This window comes from Paenibacillus sp. F024, from assembly GCF_057814255.1.
Genome location: NZ_JBVASZ010000017.1, coordinates 29,717 through 45,726, shown reverse-complemented (window position 1 = coordinate 45,726; position 16,010 = coordinate 29,717). Strand labels below are relative to the sequence as shown.

The 16,010-nt window shown below is 48.2% G+C and carries 15 protein-coding genes; 9 read left to right on the top strand and 6 right to left on the bottom strand.

Going from position 1 to position 16,010, the window contains the following annotated elements; translation table 11 throughout:
• Positions 1-5: 5 nt before the first annotated feature.
• Together ACZYR9_RS17530 and ACZYR9_RS17525 are read right to left on the bottom strand one after the other, a co-directional pair.
• Entirely contained in the window at positions 6-503 is a 498-nt protein-coding gene (locus ACZYR9_RS17530; RefSeq protein WP_488979786.1) for a DinB family protein, read from the bottom strand.
• Positions 504-506: 3 nt separating this feature from the next.
• A complete protein-coding gene (locus ACZYR9_RS17525; RefSeq protein WP_488979785.1) occupies positions 507-1,448 on the bottom strand; it encodes a fumarylacetoacetate hydrolase family protein in 942 nt (313 codons plus the stop codon).
• Positions 1,449-1,876: 428 nt separating this feature from the next.
• Here ACZYR9_RS17525 and ACZYR9_RS17520 point away from each other — a divergent pair, with 428 nt between their 5' ends.
• From ACZYR9_RS17520 to ACZYR9_RS17490, 7 genes are all read left to right on the top strand, one after another.
• A complete protein-coding gene (locus ACZYR9_RS17520) occupies positions 1,877-3,247 on the top strand; it encodes an MFS transporter (RefSeq protein ID WP_488979784.1) in 1,371 nt (456 codons plus the stop codon).
• 184 nt (positions 3,248-3,431) lie between these two features.
• On the top strand, positions 3,432-4,502 hold the full coding sequence (locus ACZYR9_RS17515; RefSeq protein ID WP_488979783.1) for an LLM class flavin-dependent oxidoreductase: 1,071 nt from the start codon (positions 3,432-3,434) through the stop codon (positions 4,500-4,502).
• Between the two features lie 90 nt (positions 4,503-4,592).
• Complete coding sequence (locus ACZYR9_RS17510; protein WP_488979782.1) at positions 4,593-5,369, top strand: IclR family transcriptional regulator; 777 nt, start codon at positions 4,593-4,595, stop codon at positions 5,367-5,369.
• Positions 5,370-5,417: 48 nt separating this feature from the next.
• Entirely contained in the window at positions 5,418-5,705 is a 288-nt protein-coding gene (locus ACZYR9_RS17505; protein ID WP_488979781.1) for a hypothetical protein, read from the top strand.
• Between the two features lie 89 nt (positions 5,706-5,794).
• Complete coding sequence (locus ACZYR9_RS17500) at positions 5,795-6,991, top strand: MFS transporter (RefSeq protein WP_488979780.1); 1,197 nt, start codon at positions 5,795-5,797, stop codon at positions 6,989-6,991.
• A gap of 24 nt (positions 6,992-7,015) precedes the next feature.
• The gene (locus ACZYR9_RS17495; protein ID WP_488979779.1) at positions 7,016-7,492 is read left to right on the top strand and encodes a PNPOx family protein; all 477 of its coding nucleotides are present in this window, start codon (positions 7,016-7,018) and stop codon (positions 7,490-7,492) included.
• A gap of 38 nt (positions 7,493-7,530) precedes the next feature.
• The gene (locus ACZYR9_RS17490; protein ID WP_488979778.1) at positions 7,531-8,517 is read left to right on the top strand and encodes a 3,4-dihydroxy-2-butanone-4-phosphate synthase; all 987 of its coding nucleotides are present in this window, start codon (positions 7,531-7,533) and stop codon (positions 8,515-8,517) included.
• 75 nt (positions 8,518-8,592) lie between these two features.
• Here ACZYR9_RS17490 and ACZYR9_RS17485 read toward each other — a convergent pair whose 3' ends face one another.
• Both ACZYR9_RS17485 and ACZYR9_RS17480 read right to left on the bottom strand, forming a co-directional pair.
• Positions 8,593-9,405 carry an NAD kinase gene (locus ACZYR9_RS17485; protein WP_488979777.1) on the bottom strand — a complete coding sequence of 271 codons (813 nt, stop codon included), beginning with the start codon at positions 9,403-9,405 and terminating at the stop codon, positions 8,593-8,595.
• Positions 9,406-9,441: 36 nt separating this feature from the next.
• Positions 9,442-10,122 (bottom strand): PilZ domain-containing protein, encoded by a 681-nt coding sequence (locus tag ACZYR9_RS17480; RefSeq protein WP_488979776.1) that lies wholly within the window; start codon positions 10,120-10,122, stop codon positions 9,442-9,444.
• A 174-nt stretch (positions 10,123-10,296) separates the two neighbouring features.
• Between ACZYR9_RS17480 and corA the strand changes: the two genes are divergently transcribed.
• Positions 10,297-11,247, top strand: a complete 951-nt coding sequence (gene corA / locus ACZYR9_RS17475) for a magnesium/cobalt transporter CorA (RefSeq protein WP_488979775.1) — start codon at positions 10,297-10,299, stop codon at positions 11,245-11,247.
• A gap of 55 nt (positions 11,248-11,302) precedes the next feature.
• Here corA and glgP read toward each other — a convergent pair whose 3' ends face one another.
• Entirely contained in the window at positions 11,303-13,876 is a 2,574-nt protein-coding gene (gene glgP / locus ACZYR9_RS17470; protein ID WP_488979774.1) for an alpha-glucan family phosphorylase, read from the bottom strand.
• 81 nt (positions 13,877-13,957) lie between these two features.
• Complete coding sequence (ylbJ, locus tag ACZYR9_RS17465; protein WP_488979773.1) at positions 13,958-15,208, bottom strand: sporulation integral membrane protein YlbJ; 1,251 nt, start codon at positions 15,206-15,208, stop codon at positions 13,958-13,960.
• A gap of 426 nt (positions 15,209-15,634) precedes the next feature.
• Between ylbJ and ACZYR9_RS17460 the strand changes: the two genes are divergently transcribed.
• Positions 15,635-16,006, top strand: a complete 372-nt coding sequence (locus ACZYR9_RS17460; RefSeq protein ID WP_488979772.1) for a globin domain-containing protein — start codon at positions 15,635-15,637, stop codon at positions 16,004-16,006.
• The last annotated feature ends 4 nt before the right edge of the window (positions 16,007-16,010 follow it).

The following is a 16,010-nucleotide window of genomic DNA, read 5'->3' as shown; positions in this document are numbered from 1 at the left end:
GACCCTCACTTTCGATGTGTGTCTTCGTATTGCCGCAGATTTCGTTGGATTTGATGTACATGCTTCTGTAAGTGTTCGACCAGCAGGTGATCTACGATGAAGGACATCGGCTTCGTTCCGAATCTCGGGTTCCGGCTTGGGGCTTCGACAGCCAGATCTTCAGCTGTCAGCGGACCGAGCACATCCCTTACCTTTTGCTTTGAAGCGGCAATGCCCTCCAATACTCCGTCCCTTGTACATTGATCGGCTTGAGCGACGGCGTTGAGTCTTCCTTCATGCTGCAAGCCTCGTCCCCATTCGATTCCGGGGGATGCCATGACTTGCGTCAGCTCATTCAGCCAATAAGGAGTCGCTTCTTCCACGTGACAGAGAACCTCCATGATCGACCAAGCGTCTTCGGAAGGCTTAAAGCGCAGGACTTCTTCGTCAAGGTCATTAGATATTTCAACGATTTGATCGATGGATTGGGTGATCGAATGAATTTGATCCTCCATTTTACTCATGGATTATCCCTCCTGTACCTTTTTTACACGGTTTTCGAGAGCTCCGATGCGATCGATTTCCACGCGCACCACATCACCGTCTTGGAGGAAGACTTGAGGCTCGCGCGCAACGCCTACACCCCCCGGAGTACCGGTAAGGATGATATCGCCGGGTTCAAGCGTCATGAGGTTTGACAAAAACTCCACCAAATAGGGGACGGTAAATACCAGGTTAGCGGTGTTCGAACGCTGGCGCTCTTCTCCATTGACGGTTAATACCACCTCAAGTCCCGCGGGATCGCCCAATTCATCGGCTGTGATCAGCCATGGACCCAGCGGCAGACTCCCTTCGACGGTTTTACCCTGCAGCCATTGAAGCGTTCTTCTTTGAATATCCCGATAGGTGACATCGTTGGCCACGGTATAGCCGGCGACATAATCTAAAGCTTCCGCTTGGGAGACATTTCTCGCACGTTTGCCGATCACAAAGGCAAATTCAGCTTCATAATCCAACTGTTCGGAGACCGGAAAGAACGGAATATCGTCTTGAGGACCGATAATGGTGTTGCTGAATTTGGCAAAGACAACAGGGAACGGGGGAAGCTCGCGGCCCATTTCTAAAATATGCTCGCGATAGTTGTGACCAACACAAATAATTTTTCCTGCATTCAAAACAGGAGCCTCGATTTTTACATCCGTGTATTCATGTATGACTTTTTGTTCGAAAGGACGAGGGGATGCGAGAACAAATCGAACCGCTTTTTTCGCCAAGGAAAGGCTTTCATTTCCTCCTTGAAGAAATTCAACCATATTGGATGGAATAAATGCCTCGGCAATTTGCTTGGATCGAATCGTACCGTTGGCTTGAAGCATGAGTTCATATGCGGTATTTAAATCAATGACCTTGCCGTCTTCCATACATCCGAGTCGGCTTTCTCCATGAAAACGATAATGGACTAAACGCATGATCCACCTCTTTCTCATTCACTAATTGTGAATGATATTTATTAATTGCGTACAAAGAAAATATATCAAATGTGCTTCCTTGTTGTAAAGTTAATTTCATCGCAAAAAAAATGTGTAGGCATTGAAAAAGAAAGCATTTACAAAAAAAATCTTTTTATGTATATTAACAGTGTTGGAATGAATAATATTAAACAGGATTTACTAATAGTGAACAAGCGGGAGGTGAAATGATGCAATTAGGTTATTTTAAAAAGCGGTACAAAGAAAGCGCTTACCTTCTTTTGGGAGATTCATTTCTGTCCCTTCGGTGATGAAGCAGCCTCGTATCCGTCACTGTGCGGATCATTATGTACTGCTTCATTTGGATAAGGGCATAGAAGCATCCGTTAGGCATTGAAGTTCATCTAGCTAACAAGGGGGAGAATCCATTGCGTTCCATTGATATCAATCGGATGATTGATGAATCAAAATTTAACCGCTTTCATGCTCTTGTTTTGTTTTGGTGCGGCTTTATTATTGTTTTTGACGGGTATGACCTCGTCGTATACGGTTCCGTTGTCCCAGTACTTATGAGGGAATGGCAGTTAACACCGATTCAAGCAGGCACACTGGGAAGCTATGCTTTGTTTGGAATGCTATTGGGGGCTTTATTTTTTGGTCCTTTGGCAGATAAGATCGGACGTAAAAATGTGATCATGTTCTGCATTGCGCTATTTAGCATATTTACAGGAATTATCGGATGGGCTAAGACGCCTGCAGAATTTGGGATCTATCGATTTATTGCCGGTTTAGGTCTGGGCGGGGTTATGCCCAATACGGTTGCACTCATGACGGAATATTCACCCAAAAAGCTGAAAAGCACCCTCGTTTCGATTATGTTTAGCGGGTATTCCGTCGGAGGGATGCTTTCTGCAGGTCTCGGTATATTGTTAATTTCCCGCTTCGGCTGGGAGTCCGTGTTCTTTGTCGGAGCTCTCCCATTATTGGCCCTGCCGTTGATGTATAAGACGCTGCCCGATTCGCCCAGCTTTTTAATAGCCAAAAATCAGACGGAAAAGCTTGGACAAATCCTATCGAAAATTAATCCGGAGTTTACCCCGCAGAAGGACGATAAGTATGAAATCGTCATCCCGAAAAAAACGGGAATGCCCGTTATCACGTTGTTTGAGAATCGTCGCAGCTTAAGCACGATCATGTTCTGGATATCCTTCTTCATGTGCCTGCTGATGATCTATGGATTGAATACTTGGCTGCCAAAGCTCATGGATAAAGCGGATTATCCTTTGGGTTCAAGTCTCATGTTTTTATTCATACTCAATTTCGGAGCCATTTTTGGCGCGATCTTCGGAGGGTGGGCAGCCGACCGTTGGGGTTCCAAAAAAGTATTGATGGTGTTCTATTTGATGGCAGCGATCTCACTGACATTGCTTGGCTTTAAAGCAAATATGTTTGTGCTGTTTGTTCTTGTGGCCATTGCCGGTGCGGCTACGATCGGGACACAAATTATTGCCAATGCTTATGTTTCCCAATATTATCCGGTCCATATGAGATCCACCGGTATCGGTTGGGCATTAGGCATAGGCCGATTAGGAGCCATTGTCGGTCCGATGTTGGGGGGCGTCTTATTATCGATGGATTTGCCGTTAATGCAAAATTTCATGGCCTTTGCGGCTCCCGGACTCATTGCGGCGCTTGCCATTTGGTTTGTTCAAGAAAAATATGCCGACATATATAGACCGGCAGAGCTTGAAGTGCATGCCAGTCCACAAACGAAGAATATGGATGCTATGGCGAAATAATAAGAGATAATAGCCGAAAATCAACGAATAGTTGTATTTTTCGGCTATTTTTAATCTGGATAATCAAATTATGAAGAAATTTAAGAATATCAGTATTTACAAATGATTGATCTGTTGGTAATATAAAATCGTAAACAATAAATAAATTAAATTCACTAATGGTGAACAACGGGAGGTACAAATCATGAAATTAGGTTATTTTACTCTGACTGACAACCCGATGGAGTATGGCAGCACAAGGAAAGATGCGAACCAGATGATTAAAGATTTGGCCGAGCAATGCGTATATGCGGAGGAATTGGGATTTAATTCGGTTTGGGTTCCGGAGCACCACTTTAGTGTGCTGGGCGTTCTGCCTTCGCCATCCATGTTCTTGGCCAACATCGCGGCCAGAACAAAAAAAATCAGCTTGGCCCCTGCTACGGTGCTTTTGCCGGCGAGTCACCCGATCCGTATGGCAGAAGAATATGCTTTGCTCGATCTTTTGAGCGACGGAAGAGCGATCTTCTCTGCAGGAAGAGGATACGACAAGAGGGAATATGATGTGTTCGGCGCCGATTTCAACCAAAGCCGGGATATCTTCTTTGAAGGCCTGGATATCATTAAAAAAGCGTGGACGGAGAAAGCGTTTTCTTACGAAGGGAAGTTCTACTCGTTCCCTGAAGTGGAGCTGACGCCAAGACCCGTGCAGGATCCGCATCCGCCGATCTACGTAGCGGCCTTCAGCCGTCCTTCTTTGGAAAAAGCGGCCGAGATGGGAGAAAATGTGATCTTTGCGCCGTTTGCGGCCAATATGGTATTCGGAAGCCTGGAAGGAGCGGTTTCATCCTTTAAGGAGCTCTCGGAAAAGCATGGATTTAAAGGCAAAGGAGCCCGCTGCTCGTATTTCGTCAACGTGACCGAATCGAAGGAAGAGACAGAGAAGACAAAACAGCGTATGCTGAAATACTTCACGGGTCTGGTACCTGCTTTCCCATCCGATCCGACCACGGCGCCTCCTCATATCCGTTATTTTGTGGATATTGTAGAGAAGCTGAAGAATATGAAGGTAGATGACCTGAGCGACAAGAGCATTATTGTAGGGGATCCGGAATATGTGACGGAGTGCCTGAAGAAATGTGAAGCGGCGGGTCTTGAAGAAGTTATCCTGTACTTTGATTTCGGAGGTCTGTCTCACGAAGAAACCATGAAGGCGATGGAACGCTTTGCGAAGCATGTGCTTCCTCATTTTAATCCAAGTTTAGTGAAGGCTTAAATCGAATCCTCCTCCCTCTATTTGTTGATATCATTTCCACAAGAGTGATATGATTCAGATAAATGAAGCTAGAGGGAAGGTTTAAACAAGATGACGGTAAACGATCTTAAAGGACACGGTATCCAATCCCTTGAATTGGGATTGGATATCTTAAAAAAAATTGCGGACCAGGATAAGCCGCTCACGATTACAGAAATAGCTCATTTATGCGGAATGTCCAAAAGTAAGCTGCATCGGTATCTCACCAGCTTTTGCAGATGCGGGTTCTTGGAAAAGCAGGATGATTTGCGCTACTCCCTTGGAACCGAGTTGATATTGTTAGGATTAAAAACCTCTGAAAAATTGGATGTTAAGGAAATCGCCGGACCATACTTGTCAGCGCTTAGAGAAAGATTGAATGAGACGGTCGCGCTTGCGATCTGGGGGGAGAACGGACCTTTCTTTCTCCGGTGGGAGGCGAGCAACCGAGCGGTTAATCTTGGGATTCGCGCCGGTTCTCAAGTCAGTGTAACGAGAAGCGCGCCTGGCAAATTATTTGCCGCCTATTTGCCTAAGTCACGAACGCTGGAGTTGGTTAAACGGGAGCTGCAAACCGGCGAACCGGAGCAAGCGGATTTTTACAGCAAGCTGGAAGAAATCAAGAGAAAAGGTTATGCCGTCACACAGGGAACGTTAATTCCGGGAATTTCCGCGATCAGCTGTCCTGTATTTGGCCAAAACGGCGAAATCATAGCCGCTATAACCGTCGTCGGATTAATCGATATGCTGGATGTTTCGGAGAATTCCGAAGCGATTCCGGCCATAAAGGAACAATGCTTATCCTTGTCTAATATGCTGGGTTATCAAAAAAAGTTTAGTCATGTTTAACATCCCGATTGTTCATGGACCGGAGGAGCTAAAGAGAAGGGTTGAATCATGGAATTGACATTAGATGCTCAGAAGGCAGTTCACTTGCCTGATTTGAACTTTGTTCAATTTTGTCAAGAAACCTACGGTTTGAATCGCGGCGTATATAATGCGGTAGATTCTTGGTTTTATCATAAGGGAGCTACGGATATCGCAGATCGAAGAAAACGGATTATCCATTTTCTTGATTGCACTTATCGTCCGATTGAACAAGGAAGACTGAAATTCGGCCATGGCGGCTTGACCTCATGTTTAACAAGTTACTGGGAAAATTATGCTTATAGGATGCAGGTTTAGAGGCTGGGCCTTCCATTTTCAATGAACATCCGTAAGATTCGTTTTTAGTGTTCAGGTCAATTTGTTTTTTGCTCCGGAGGAATGGATGAATGCCAGGTGCAGTCCAAAAAGAGGAGATTCACGCTAAGGAATCAACCATCAATTTTTCTTTGGTCACAATGGTTCTTTCCTTTTGCGGCTTCATTATTGTTTGTAATGTGTATACCATGATCCCCATCATCGAAGAGCTATCTCACTTCTTTCATACAAGTAAGATGATGGCAAGCTGGACAACCAGTTCGTTCACCATCTGCTATGCCGCAGGATTTCTTGTTTTCGGACCGTTATCGGACTGGGTTGGAAGATTTAAGATCATGGTTTACGGAATAGGCTCATTATCGCTAGCCACATTAGCCATCAGCTTTGCGGATAGCGTTCAAGCCCTGATTGCCTTACGAGCTCTGCAAGGATTTGCGGCCGGATCCTTTGCGCCGGTTGCGCTGTCCTTCGTATTCGATATTTTTCCGCAAGAAAAAAGAGCTGCGGCCATCGCATGGATCAGCACCGGATTTTTGACGTCGGGAATTATGGGACAGGTTTTTAGCTCTTGGATTACACAAACATTGGGCTGGAGATATGTTTTTATATTCTTTTCGATGATCTATTTTGTAAGCTTCCTGGCGGCCTGGAGAGTGCTTCCCAAGCCTTCTCCTCCTGCCACGAATGTGCGATTTCGGCTGATCGTCAAGCAAATGGTTCAGGCTCTTTTTGATCATAACTTGTTGAAAGGATATCTTATCGCTTTTTCACTGTTTTTTTGTTTCGTAGGCATGTACGCCTCGTTAGGAGGGTATTTAGCGCAAAATTATGGATTGAGAGACGACCAGATCCTGGCCGTTCGTTCGTTAGGCATCTTCGGCATGCTGCTGTCTCCTTTGTCCGGACGATTAGCCAAACGGCTGGGATTGAAGAAGAGTCTTATCTTGGGATTAATTGCGGCTGATCTGGGCCTCCTTTTGGAGGGGCTTTTATCGAACCTGGCAGCTCTTGTCCTTGCCACGATCCTTTTTGTTGCAGGCATTTCTGTCATTATTCCCGTAATTATACAGGCCATCGGGCTCATGGGCGGTGAAATTCGCAATTCCGCCGTTACGCTGTATACGTTTATTTTATTTCTTGGCGCCAGCTTCGGCCCGTATCTGATTCGAATCGACAGCTTCAAACTTGCATGTCTCATTCTGGCAGGCGTAATGGCCGGATCGGTATGGCTGTCGTTCAAGCTAAACATACCCGATTATGCAAGTTAAAAAAGTTGGATAGGGGATGACACGATGACAACGACAGAATTTGATTTCACTCAGATCTTTGCTGAAGAGCGCATGGCGTTTCTATCGACGATCCATAACGAAACGGGAGCTATACAAAAAAATGCCGTTTCATGGATACATGGCTGCAAACCGCATGTTCTTCGCGCAGCCGTTTCCACCAAATCGGACATTGTCAGCAACATCGAAGCGAACAGCAATGTCAATTTCTCCTTTTTTTATAATAAATCGATCGTATCCTTTCAAAACAAGGCTAGGATCATAACCAAAAAGATGCCGGGCGTTCCGTTTCCTTTAACGCTTATTGAACTATCCACTGATGAACTTCACGATATTATGTTTTACGGAGCAGAAATCTCTCAAGAACCGGTATATAAGAAAACCTATAACCTGGAGGCGGCAAAAAAATTAGACAATCAGGTATATGCTTCGATGGCATTAAGTGAAGAAGAGCTTAATGCAGTAAACGAACCAAGAAACTGAAAGCGTTCACGGGCGCCGAAATGGTGAGGTGGAAGGGTATGATGAATACATTACCGGCTGAATTCGCAGCGGGACTACCGTGGATTGTCATTGACGACAGCAAGGAGAAGGAGCATGCAGCTATGGTCTGTCTGGCTGAGCTTGCCGAGCCGGAAGTGATTAATCAAATGATTAAGCACGCCGGAGGAATCGTTTCGGTAGCCATGACTCCGGATATGGCGCTGCGGGCCGAATTACAGAGGCAACATAGCGGGTTCGGTCATGACACGAACTATCGTCACTATACGATTTCTATTGATGCGGATGAAACAACGACGGGGATTTCCGCGTTTGAGCGATCTTTTTCGATAAAGAAATTGGCTTCTACTGGAACTTCCCGCGGCTTTAAGAAGCCGGGACATATTTTTCCTGTGGTTAGCCATCCAGATCGTCTGTTCGGGACTACATCCGTGGTGGAGGCGGCTCTTGAATTAGCGGCGTTGTCCGGCAAGCCCGGGATGGCCGTTATTTGTGATTTGCTTGATTTTCGGGGAGAATTGGCGGACGGAGCCCATGCCCAAAGACTGGCAAAGCAGCTGCGGATTCCATGCATTTATGTTTCCGGCATCCTCACCTGGAGAATCATCAAAGAAGGATTGTTGACTTCCCGAAAAACGACAGGCGTACCTGTAAACGGACAGCTTGTAAATTTGTTCAGCTATACCCTTCATCATTCCGAATATCATCTCGGGTACCCGGTCAATCTTCGGGAAAAAGTGAGACAAGAACTGGATGCTTCACAGCGGCAATTGGAAGCCTCCTATCCGAAATTCAATCCGGTTACTATAGATATGTATCAGACCGAGGACACCTGGATGAGAGCGTTAAACCGGATATCCAATGGTTACTCCGCGATCATGTTCGATTCGGGAGCGGAAAAGATGCCGCCGCTTATGACGAATCTGGTTTACCAAATGATCGTATCGGACGTCAAACGGGATCTTTCTTCATTCAACGATCAGATCCAGCCTGCCGCTAATGAATAGAGCGGCGCAGACCCAAAAGCCCTGTACTCTTTGTGTAAGAGTGCAGGGCTTTCTTAGTCCGACTGGTCCGGCTGCTTAAATCATCTCATAACCGATAAACGCTTCGCGAACGCGGCTCCAAAACGGGAATGGGCGGAATCTGGCAAACTTTACTTTTTTGCCTGCCGCTACCATGCTGCGAATCGACAGGATGTCGTTGCGCTGCATGTACACGTGATCAAGAGAAAGCAAAATGTTCTGATTCGCCCGCGGATAAATATCGCAATGGTGATGCTTCGGGAGGAGAATCGGAGAACCCAGTGTACGATATACACGGTTGTTGATGGATGCGATCTCCGCAATTTGGATGGCGTCCAGTGAGGGATGAACAATGGCGCCGCCCAAGCTTTTGTTGTATGCCGTGCTTCCGGAAGGCGTCGATATACAGATGCCGTCGCCGCGGAACGTCTCGAGCAGCTCATCATTGATGTGCAGCTGTGCGACGAGCGTGGCATCGACGCCCTTCAGCGTGAATTCATTGAGCGCCAGTTGGGTTTCAATACCGTGCGGCGTCGTAATTTGGATCTCAACGAGCGGATATTTGACTACCCTGAGGTCATTCTGCCTGCAGCTTTCACCCATCAGCTGCGCAAGCAGCTCCACTTCATCCGGCTTCCAATCGGCGAAGAATCCGAGCCGTCCGGTATGAATTCCGACAAAGGAAATGTGATCCAGCTGATCCTTGTAGCGGTGAAAGGCTTGCAGCAGTGTTCCGTCTCCTCCGATGGACAGAACAATGTCGGGAGCTGTCTCTTCATGAACGAGGCCGTACTGCTGAATCAGTTCATGAAACGATTGCATCAATTGGATCGATATTTCATCGCCGCGGTGAACCACATTGTATTTCAAACGGTTGTCCTCCTATATCTGTGCGCTTCGTCATTCTCAAGTGCCTGAAGCGGTACAATACGCTTCAATCAAACCGGCCATGCTTTCCGGCATTTGTTTAAACCGGGCGGCCACCCGGTATGCATCGCTACCGAAAGGAGCGACACGTATGACTTCGGCATGGAGAGTGAATTTCTGAGCAAGTCCGGGAAACACAAAAGACAGCTCTAAATCCAATGGGGAAAACACACGGGTTGAAGTCATGAATGACACGCCGCCCGCAGACAGATCCAGGATTTGCCCGGTGAAAAATGCATTTCCTTGATGTGCTGTCTGGCCCCGCACGCCTAAGATCCGACAGGTTAGCGGCGTACGCACCTGCGGTACGGTTCGCTTATAATGGCGCCGCTCGGCTTGTAAGAGCAGCTGCGGAGCGGTAAGCGTCAACGTACAGAGGCATCGTTTGGTTTCCAAATGGAGTAAGTCGATAAGGGCATAATACAGAATACCCTGCTTCAAGAATGAAAATTCAATAAAATAAACGTGATGCAGCTTCTCCAAGGGATGGATCGACATCGTTTCTAGAGTGACGGTGATCTGCCCGCCGTCCGCTTTCTCGAGTGTGAAGCTGTCTTCATAGCAAAAGGGCATGCCTTCCTTGGTTTCGCCGACAATGATAAGGCGGCAGCAAGCAGGGGTAACGACCGTCCCGCATGCCAAAGCTTGGTTCCAATGCATATGCGACACCTACCGGAAAATGGTTTCCGACACCCCTTTGTATCTGTGTATCTACATCATAATCAATAATGAACAATAACACAATGCCAAGGCCGAAGCTGATCGCGGTGTGAGTGTGAGTCCGCTAACGATTATGTTATGATATGGAATGAAAGCTGTGAAAGGAGCCGCCCGATGATTCATACGTTTGCCGTCACTCAGAAATCTACAATCGAGCAAGACTTGGAGCTGGAAAGATTGTACAGCCCTGAAATCCGCTGGTACTGGGTTGATTTCGATTGTCCTTCGGAAGAGGAAGCTGCGTTATTGGATACTTTTTTCCACTTTCACCCGCTTGCGATCGAGGATTGCATGCAATTCCTGCAAAGACCCAAACTCGATCACTATGAGGATCATCATTTTTTTGTCCTGCATACGATTAATCCTGTGACTTTGGATTCGGACGAGGTAGACCTGTTTCTGGGGCGAAACTATATCGTTACGTATCATTCCAAGCCTCAATCCGAACTGAAGGAATTCCGCAATAAATTGCTGTCGGATCCTAAATATTTGGAGAATGGGCCGGTATACGCTACCCATATGATTATAGATAAAATCGTAGACCAATATTTTCCTAGTGTATATCATATCGAAGACAGCCTGAACGAACTGGAAGACAGCTCGCGGGGGGTATGGTCTGAAAAATTAATGGACAGGGTGTTTGAAATCCGATCGGATTTGCTGAAGCTGAGAAAAACGATTTTTCCGATGCGCGATTTGCTCTATCGGATCATTTATTCGGAAAGAATCGAGGGCGTGAAGCCGCACGCCGCCTATTTCCAAGATATTCACGATCATCTGCTGAAGCTGTCCGATATGGTGGAAGCCAACCGTGATCTGACATCGGATATCAGGGACAGCGTAATTTCCATCAACTCCTACCGGATGAACATCATTATGAAAACGTTGACCGTTATTACCACCATTTTCATGCCGCTTACGTTTATTGCCGGAATTTACGGGATGAACTTTCACAATATGCCCGAACTGGATTGGAGCTATGGATATTTTGCCATACTATTCATTATGTTCTCGATCGGCTTCGGCATGTTTTGGTGGTTTAAAGTCAAGGGGTGGTTCAAATGAACAGGGGGCCTGCGCAGGCGTTCTACCAAAACGTCTGCGCAGGCCCCCTTTGGCTTTAAAACTTGGTAACCAGCGGCACCTCGAAGCGGCGGGCGAAGTTTGCGCTGACCGGAAGCACGCGGATGCTGAAATGCGGACCGTGATGCAAATGCGAAGGAATCATCGTCCGGTAGACCATAACGCCGTCACTAAGCAGCCGAACCGGTTCCATAGGCACAACGACCTGGTGCCAGCCGTCTTGCTTCTCTTCGTAATGGATGAGCTCTACAGCGGTATCCTGATACCAGACGGGACCGAATCGGACCGTGGCCGTTACTTCCTTGAGCAAAGCCGCGGATGCTGCGCCCGAAGAGGTGTTCACGGTCCGCGAGGGAGAGTCGTTCACCTCAAGGACTCGGACATGATGCCAATTCCGGTGAATGAACTTCTTGTAATCGGCCACCTTGGTCGCTTCCATATAGTCTTTGTCCACAAAAAGCTGCGTTCTCTTCAGTGAAGGAATATAAGTCTCTTTGACGTAATCCATCACCATACGGTCCGTATTGTACACAGGAGCCAGTGTACGGATGGAACGCTTCATCCGGGCAATCCACTGCTCAGGCAGGGGGGATTGATGGTAATAAAGCGGCACAATCTCCTGCTCCAGCAGCCGATAGATGGATTCCGTGTTATCCCGGTCTTGACTCGCAGGATCGGCGTGATCATTACCGCCGATGCTCCATCCGTTATGGCCGTCATATCCTTCCTCCCACCAGCCATCCGGCACACTGAAATTGATGACTCCGTTCATCGCCGCCTTCTGGCCGCTGGTACCGCTTGCTTCATACGGCCGGCGCGGATTATTGAGCCAGACGTCTACGCCTTGAACCAGGCTTCGCGCAAGGTTCATATCGTAGTTTTCAAGTAAAATAATCTTGCCGAGGAACGCTTCCATCTGGGATATCCTGCAGATTTCACGAATCATTTCTTGGCCGGGATGGTCGGCCGGATGCGCTTTACCCGCGAACAGGAATTGTACAGGCCGGTCCGGATGATTCACAAGCCGGTGCAGCCGGTCCAAATCCGTAAAGATCAGGGTAGCCCTTTTGTAGGTGGCAAAGCGTCTTGCGAATCCGATCGTCAGTGCTTCGGGAGACAAGCAGCCAAGAACCTTCTCTATGTTCTCAGTCGGTATCCTGTTTCTGTGCAGCTGCTCGCAAAGGTTGGAGCGCACGTGTTCAAACAACCGTTTTTTCAATCCCAGATGAACCGACCACAGCGACTCATCCGGGATTTCATCTATCGGGTTCCATACCTCCCTGTTCGATTGGCAGGACGTCCATTGCCCAGGAAGATAACGGCTGTAGAGTTCTTTAAGCTCGGGAGCGAGCCAGGTATGGAGATGAACGCCGTTGGTTACATGCCCGATCGGCACTTCGTGCACATCTATGTTTCCGTGAAAGGCACGAAACATATCGCGCGATACATGGCCGTGCAGCTTGCTGACGCCGTTGCGCAGAGCCGCGGTGTTCATAGCCAGATGGGTCATGTTGAATAATTGCTTTTGTACATCCCATCCGAGTTCCGTCAGAGCCGTCTTGGCGTCCGAATAGTCCGAAAACAAACGGCTGAAGTAATATTCCAGCATCGCCGAGGCAAACGCGTCATGTCCGGCTGGAACGGGAGTATGCGTCGTAAAGACGGTGCTGGCGCGAACGACCTCGAGCGCAACATGGAACGGCAGCCCGCTATCCAGCCCTTCTCTTAGTCTCTCAAACGACATAAAGGCGGCATGCCCTTCGTTGATATGATAAATAACCGCAGGGATCGCCAGAGCCCTCAAGGCCTTTACGCCGCCAATGCCCAGCAGAATTTCCTGTGCGATCCGAACATCCTGGTTGCCGCCGTACAATTGCGAGGTCAGTTCCCGGTCCCAGGAGCTGTTGTCCTCCAAATCCGAATCAAGCAAAAACACAGGCACCCGGCCTATCTGGACCTGCCATACTTTCAGACGTACGATGCGGTCAGCCACGGGCACAGTGATATAGAGCTCTTCTTGCGCGTGTTCGCCGGAAGGATTGGACGGCGCCGGCGCCAAGGCGGGTACGATCGGCAGCTTGTCAAAATCGGAGACCGTACTTTCGGCAAGCTGCCGGCCTTGGGAATCGAATTTTTGAGTGAAATACCCCTTTTTATATAAAAGTCCGACCCCTACAAGCGGAATGCCGAGATCGCTGGCCGATTTGCAGTGATCGCCTGCCAGTATGCCGAGTCCGCCTGAATAAATCGGAAGGGACTCGTGAATGCCGAATTCGGCTGATAAATAAGCGATGGCCTTGTGTTTATGCTCAGGGAATTGCTCCTCAAACCATGTCCTGGTCTGGAAGTAATCGTCATATTGCTTCATCACCGTCTCGTACTGCTTCAGAAAATCATCATTTTGTGCTGTGGATTCGAGCACGGATTTTTCGAGCTCCAGCAGCAAGCGCACGGGATTGTGTCCGGACTGTTCCCAAAGCTTTGGCTCGATGGCAGAGAACAGCGCTTTGGCATTGTCATTCCAGCTGAACCATAAATTGAAGGCCAGCTCCGTTAACCGATTGATGGCGGGAGGCAGCTCAAGCCTTCTCGAATGAAACTTGGTATGCATGGTTTCACCTCTACCCAAAATTTTTGCAATTGCATAGGATCAAGCCTTCCCGGCTCGGGCTTTTCATGTCATTTCCGATGATTAAATGCCCTTCATGCTTCTTTTTCCGATCAAGAAACAGACGGACAGCAGAAGGAGGATGCCCAGTACCGAGGTGAACGTCAAGGCCGCGGCAGGCACCGTGTGCTGCAGCAGCGTAGTTAGCGGGCGAGTAACATCCGGTATCGGGATATAAGCACTGATGTTGGCCTGGTCTGGACCCAACGGCTTCCAGAGAATGATGACAAGCGAGGCGGCCAGCAGGCCGTGGATAAACCGGGCAACGATAAAAGGTATGTAACGAAGGTCGGTATGATGCAGGATACTGACAATTTGTGCGTGAACGGAAAGACCTGCCCAAGATAAAACCCATGCCGCGATGGCGGTTTGAAACATCAGCGGTATGCTTTCTGCGGAACCGGCGGATTTGGCTCCCAGAGTCACTTCGAAAAAACCGTTGGCTACTGCTTGAGAAAGGGATAGAGGCATACCGAATAATTGAAGTATGGAGTCGATTCCGGCATAAAAGAAGATCATGATATGAGAGGAAGTCATCACCTCCATGACCACAGAGAAAAAGACGACCAGGCCGCCGACGACAAAAATAAGCTTTAAACCGGAATAGACCGCTTGCTCCAGCATAACGCCAAGAGAACGTCCGTCCCTGAGCCTGGCTTGATGCATGGCTTCAAAAGCCCGGCGCAAAATATGATGTTGGGATTTCTCATGAGCAGTGACCGTACTCCATGCGCCCGTCTGTTTTTTATTCTCCGGCGAAGACTTGCCGTGATATCGCATCAGCAGGCCGACCAAGATGGCGGAGCCGTAATGCGCGGCGGCCAGAACGGGGGCCAGAGCCGGATTGTGAAAGAAGCCGACGGATACGGCGCCAATGAGGAAGATCGGGTCGGACGACGTCGTGAAGGCCACCAGCCGTTCGCCTTCCTCCCGGTTAATCAGCTGCTGTTCCCACAGCTGGGAAGTCAGACGGGCTCCGATCGGATAACCTGAGGCAAAGCCCATGGCCAACACAAAGCCGCCGATACCCGGCACACGAAACAACGGCCGCATTAACGGATCCAGAAGGGTACCGAAAAAATGAACCATGCCGACACCCAGCATGATTTCGGAAATGACGAAGAAAGGGAACAGCGCCGGAAACAGCACATCCCACCAGATGGATACCCCCTTTAACGAGGCCTGAAAGGATTCGGTCGGAAAAGCCAGCATCATGCAGGCAAGCGCAGCGGCAAGCAGCGCCGCCGCGATCATTAGAGAGCATTGTGGACGCATCGGCACCCACCTCCTGTTCAGTAAAAAGCTTGTCATTCTGATATATGTAGGGGTTGGTGGAGACATGCCCGCCGGCCAAATGGAATTTTCAGAAATGTTCAAGAAAGCGGATATAGTTGCTGAATTATACGGCATCCTATGGTACAATAGTACCAATATGAGAATAGGAGTGATCCTTATGTCGGGTGTAATTGCTGGATTTCTCGTATGTGCTTTTGTTTTCGTCATAAGGGAATCGCTGATGTCTTCCGGTGAAGAGGATGCATAGCATGTACCCATTTCAATATGTATAGGGTTTTGGCCAATATAGAGATGCTAAGGCTTATGCATTAGCATCTCTTTTTGCTGCATTGATTTGAATTACCGTGATTTTGGCGCATCCGTGAAGGATTAAGCAGTCATGGATGGATAGGGAGGACTCTGTAAATGTCTGAGTTTTACGAAGCGATGGGCGGGGCGGAAGGAATCCGGAAGCTGGTGGAGGCGTTCTACCCGAAGGTACAGGAGCATCCATTGTTAGCCCCTTTGTTTCCGGAAGATATTACTCCGGTGCTGGAAAAGCAGTATATGTTTTTGACGCAGTTTTTCGGGGGACCGCCTTTATTTTCAGCGGAGCATGGTCATCCGATGATGCGGGCAAGGCACATGCCCTTTCCCATTACGCCCGAACGGGCCGAGGCTTGGCTTAGCTGTATGAAAAAAGCGCTTCTGGAAACCGGATGGGAACCGGATTTGCAGATGGCCGTGCTCGAGAGGCTGAAGGGTCCCGCTTATCATTTTATCAATAGTTCAAGTTAATTGA

Excerpts from the sequence above, each read along its gene's own strand:
- ACZYR9_RS17530 (WP_488979786.1), bottom strand. The coding sequence starts at position 503 with ATGAGTAAAATGGAGGATCAAATTCATTCGATCACCCAATCCATCGAT.
- ACZYR9_RS17525 (WP_488979785.1), bottom strand. The coding sequence starts at position 1,448 with ATGCGTTTAGTCCATTATCGTTTTCATGGAGAAAGCCGACTCGGATGT.
- ACZYR9_RS17515 (WP_488979783.1), top strand. The coding sequence starts at position 3,432 with ATGAAATTAGGTTATTTTACTCTGACTGACAACCCGATGGAGTATGGC.
- ACZYR9_RS17510 (WP_488979782.1), top strand. The coding sequence starts at position 4,593 with ATGACGGTAAACGATCTTAAAGGACACGGTATCCAATCCCTTGAATTG.
- ACZYR9_RS17505 (WP_488979781.1), top strand. The coding sequence starts at position 5,418 with ATGGAATTGACATTAGATGCTCAGAAGGCAGTTCACTTGCCTGATTTG.
- ACZYR9_RS17500 (WP_488979780.1), top strand. The coding sequence starts at position 5,795 with ATGCCAGGTGCAGTCCAAAAAGAGGAGATTCACGCTAAGGAATCAACC.
- ACZYR9_RS17495 (WP_488979779.1), top strand. The coding sequence starts at position 7,016 with ATGACAACGACAGAATTTGATTTCACTCAGATCTTTGCTGAAGAGCGC.
- ACZYR9_RS17490 (WP_488979778.1), top strand. The coding sequence starts at position 7,531 with ATGATGAATACATTACCGGCTGAATTCGCAGCGGGACTACCGTGGATT.
- ACZYR9_RS17480 (WP_488979776.1), bottom strand. The coding sequence starts at position 10,122 with ATGCATTGGAACCAAGCTTTGGCATGCGGGACGGTCGTTACCCCTGCT.
- corA (WP_488979775.1), top strand. The coding sequence starts at position 10,297 with ATGATTCATACGTTTGCCGTCACTCAGAAATCTACAATCGAGCAAGAC.
- glgP (WP_488979774.1), bottom strand. The coding sequence starts at position 13,876 with ATGCATACCAAGTTTCATTCGAGAAGGCTTGAGCTGCCTCCCGCCATC.
- ylbJ (WP_488979773.1), bottom strand. The coding sequence starts at position 15,208 with ATGCGTCCACAATGCTCTCTAATGATCGCGGCGGCGCTGCTTGCCGCT.
- ACZYR9_RS17460 (WP_488979772.1), top strand. The coding sequence starts at position 15,635 with ATGTCTGAGTTTTACGAAGCGATGGGCGGGGCGGAAGGAATCCGGAAG.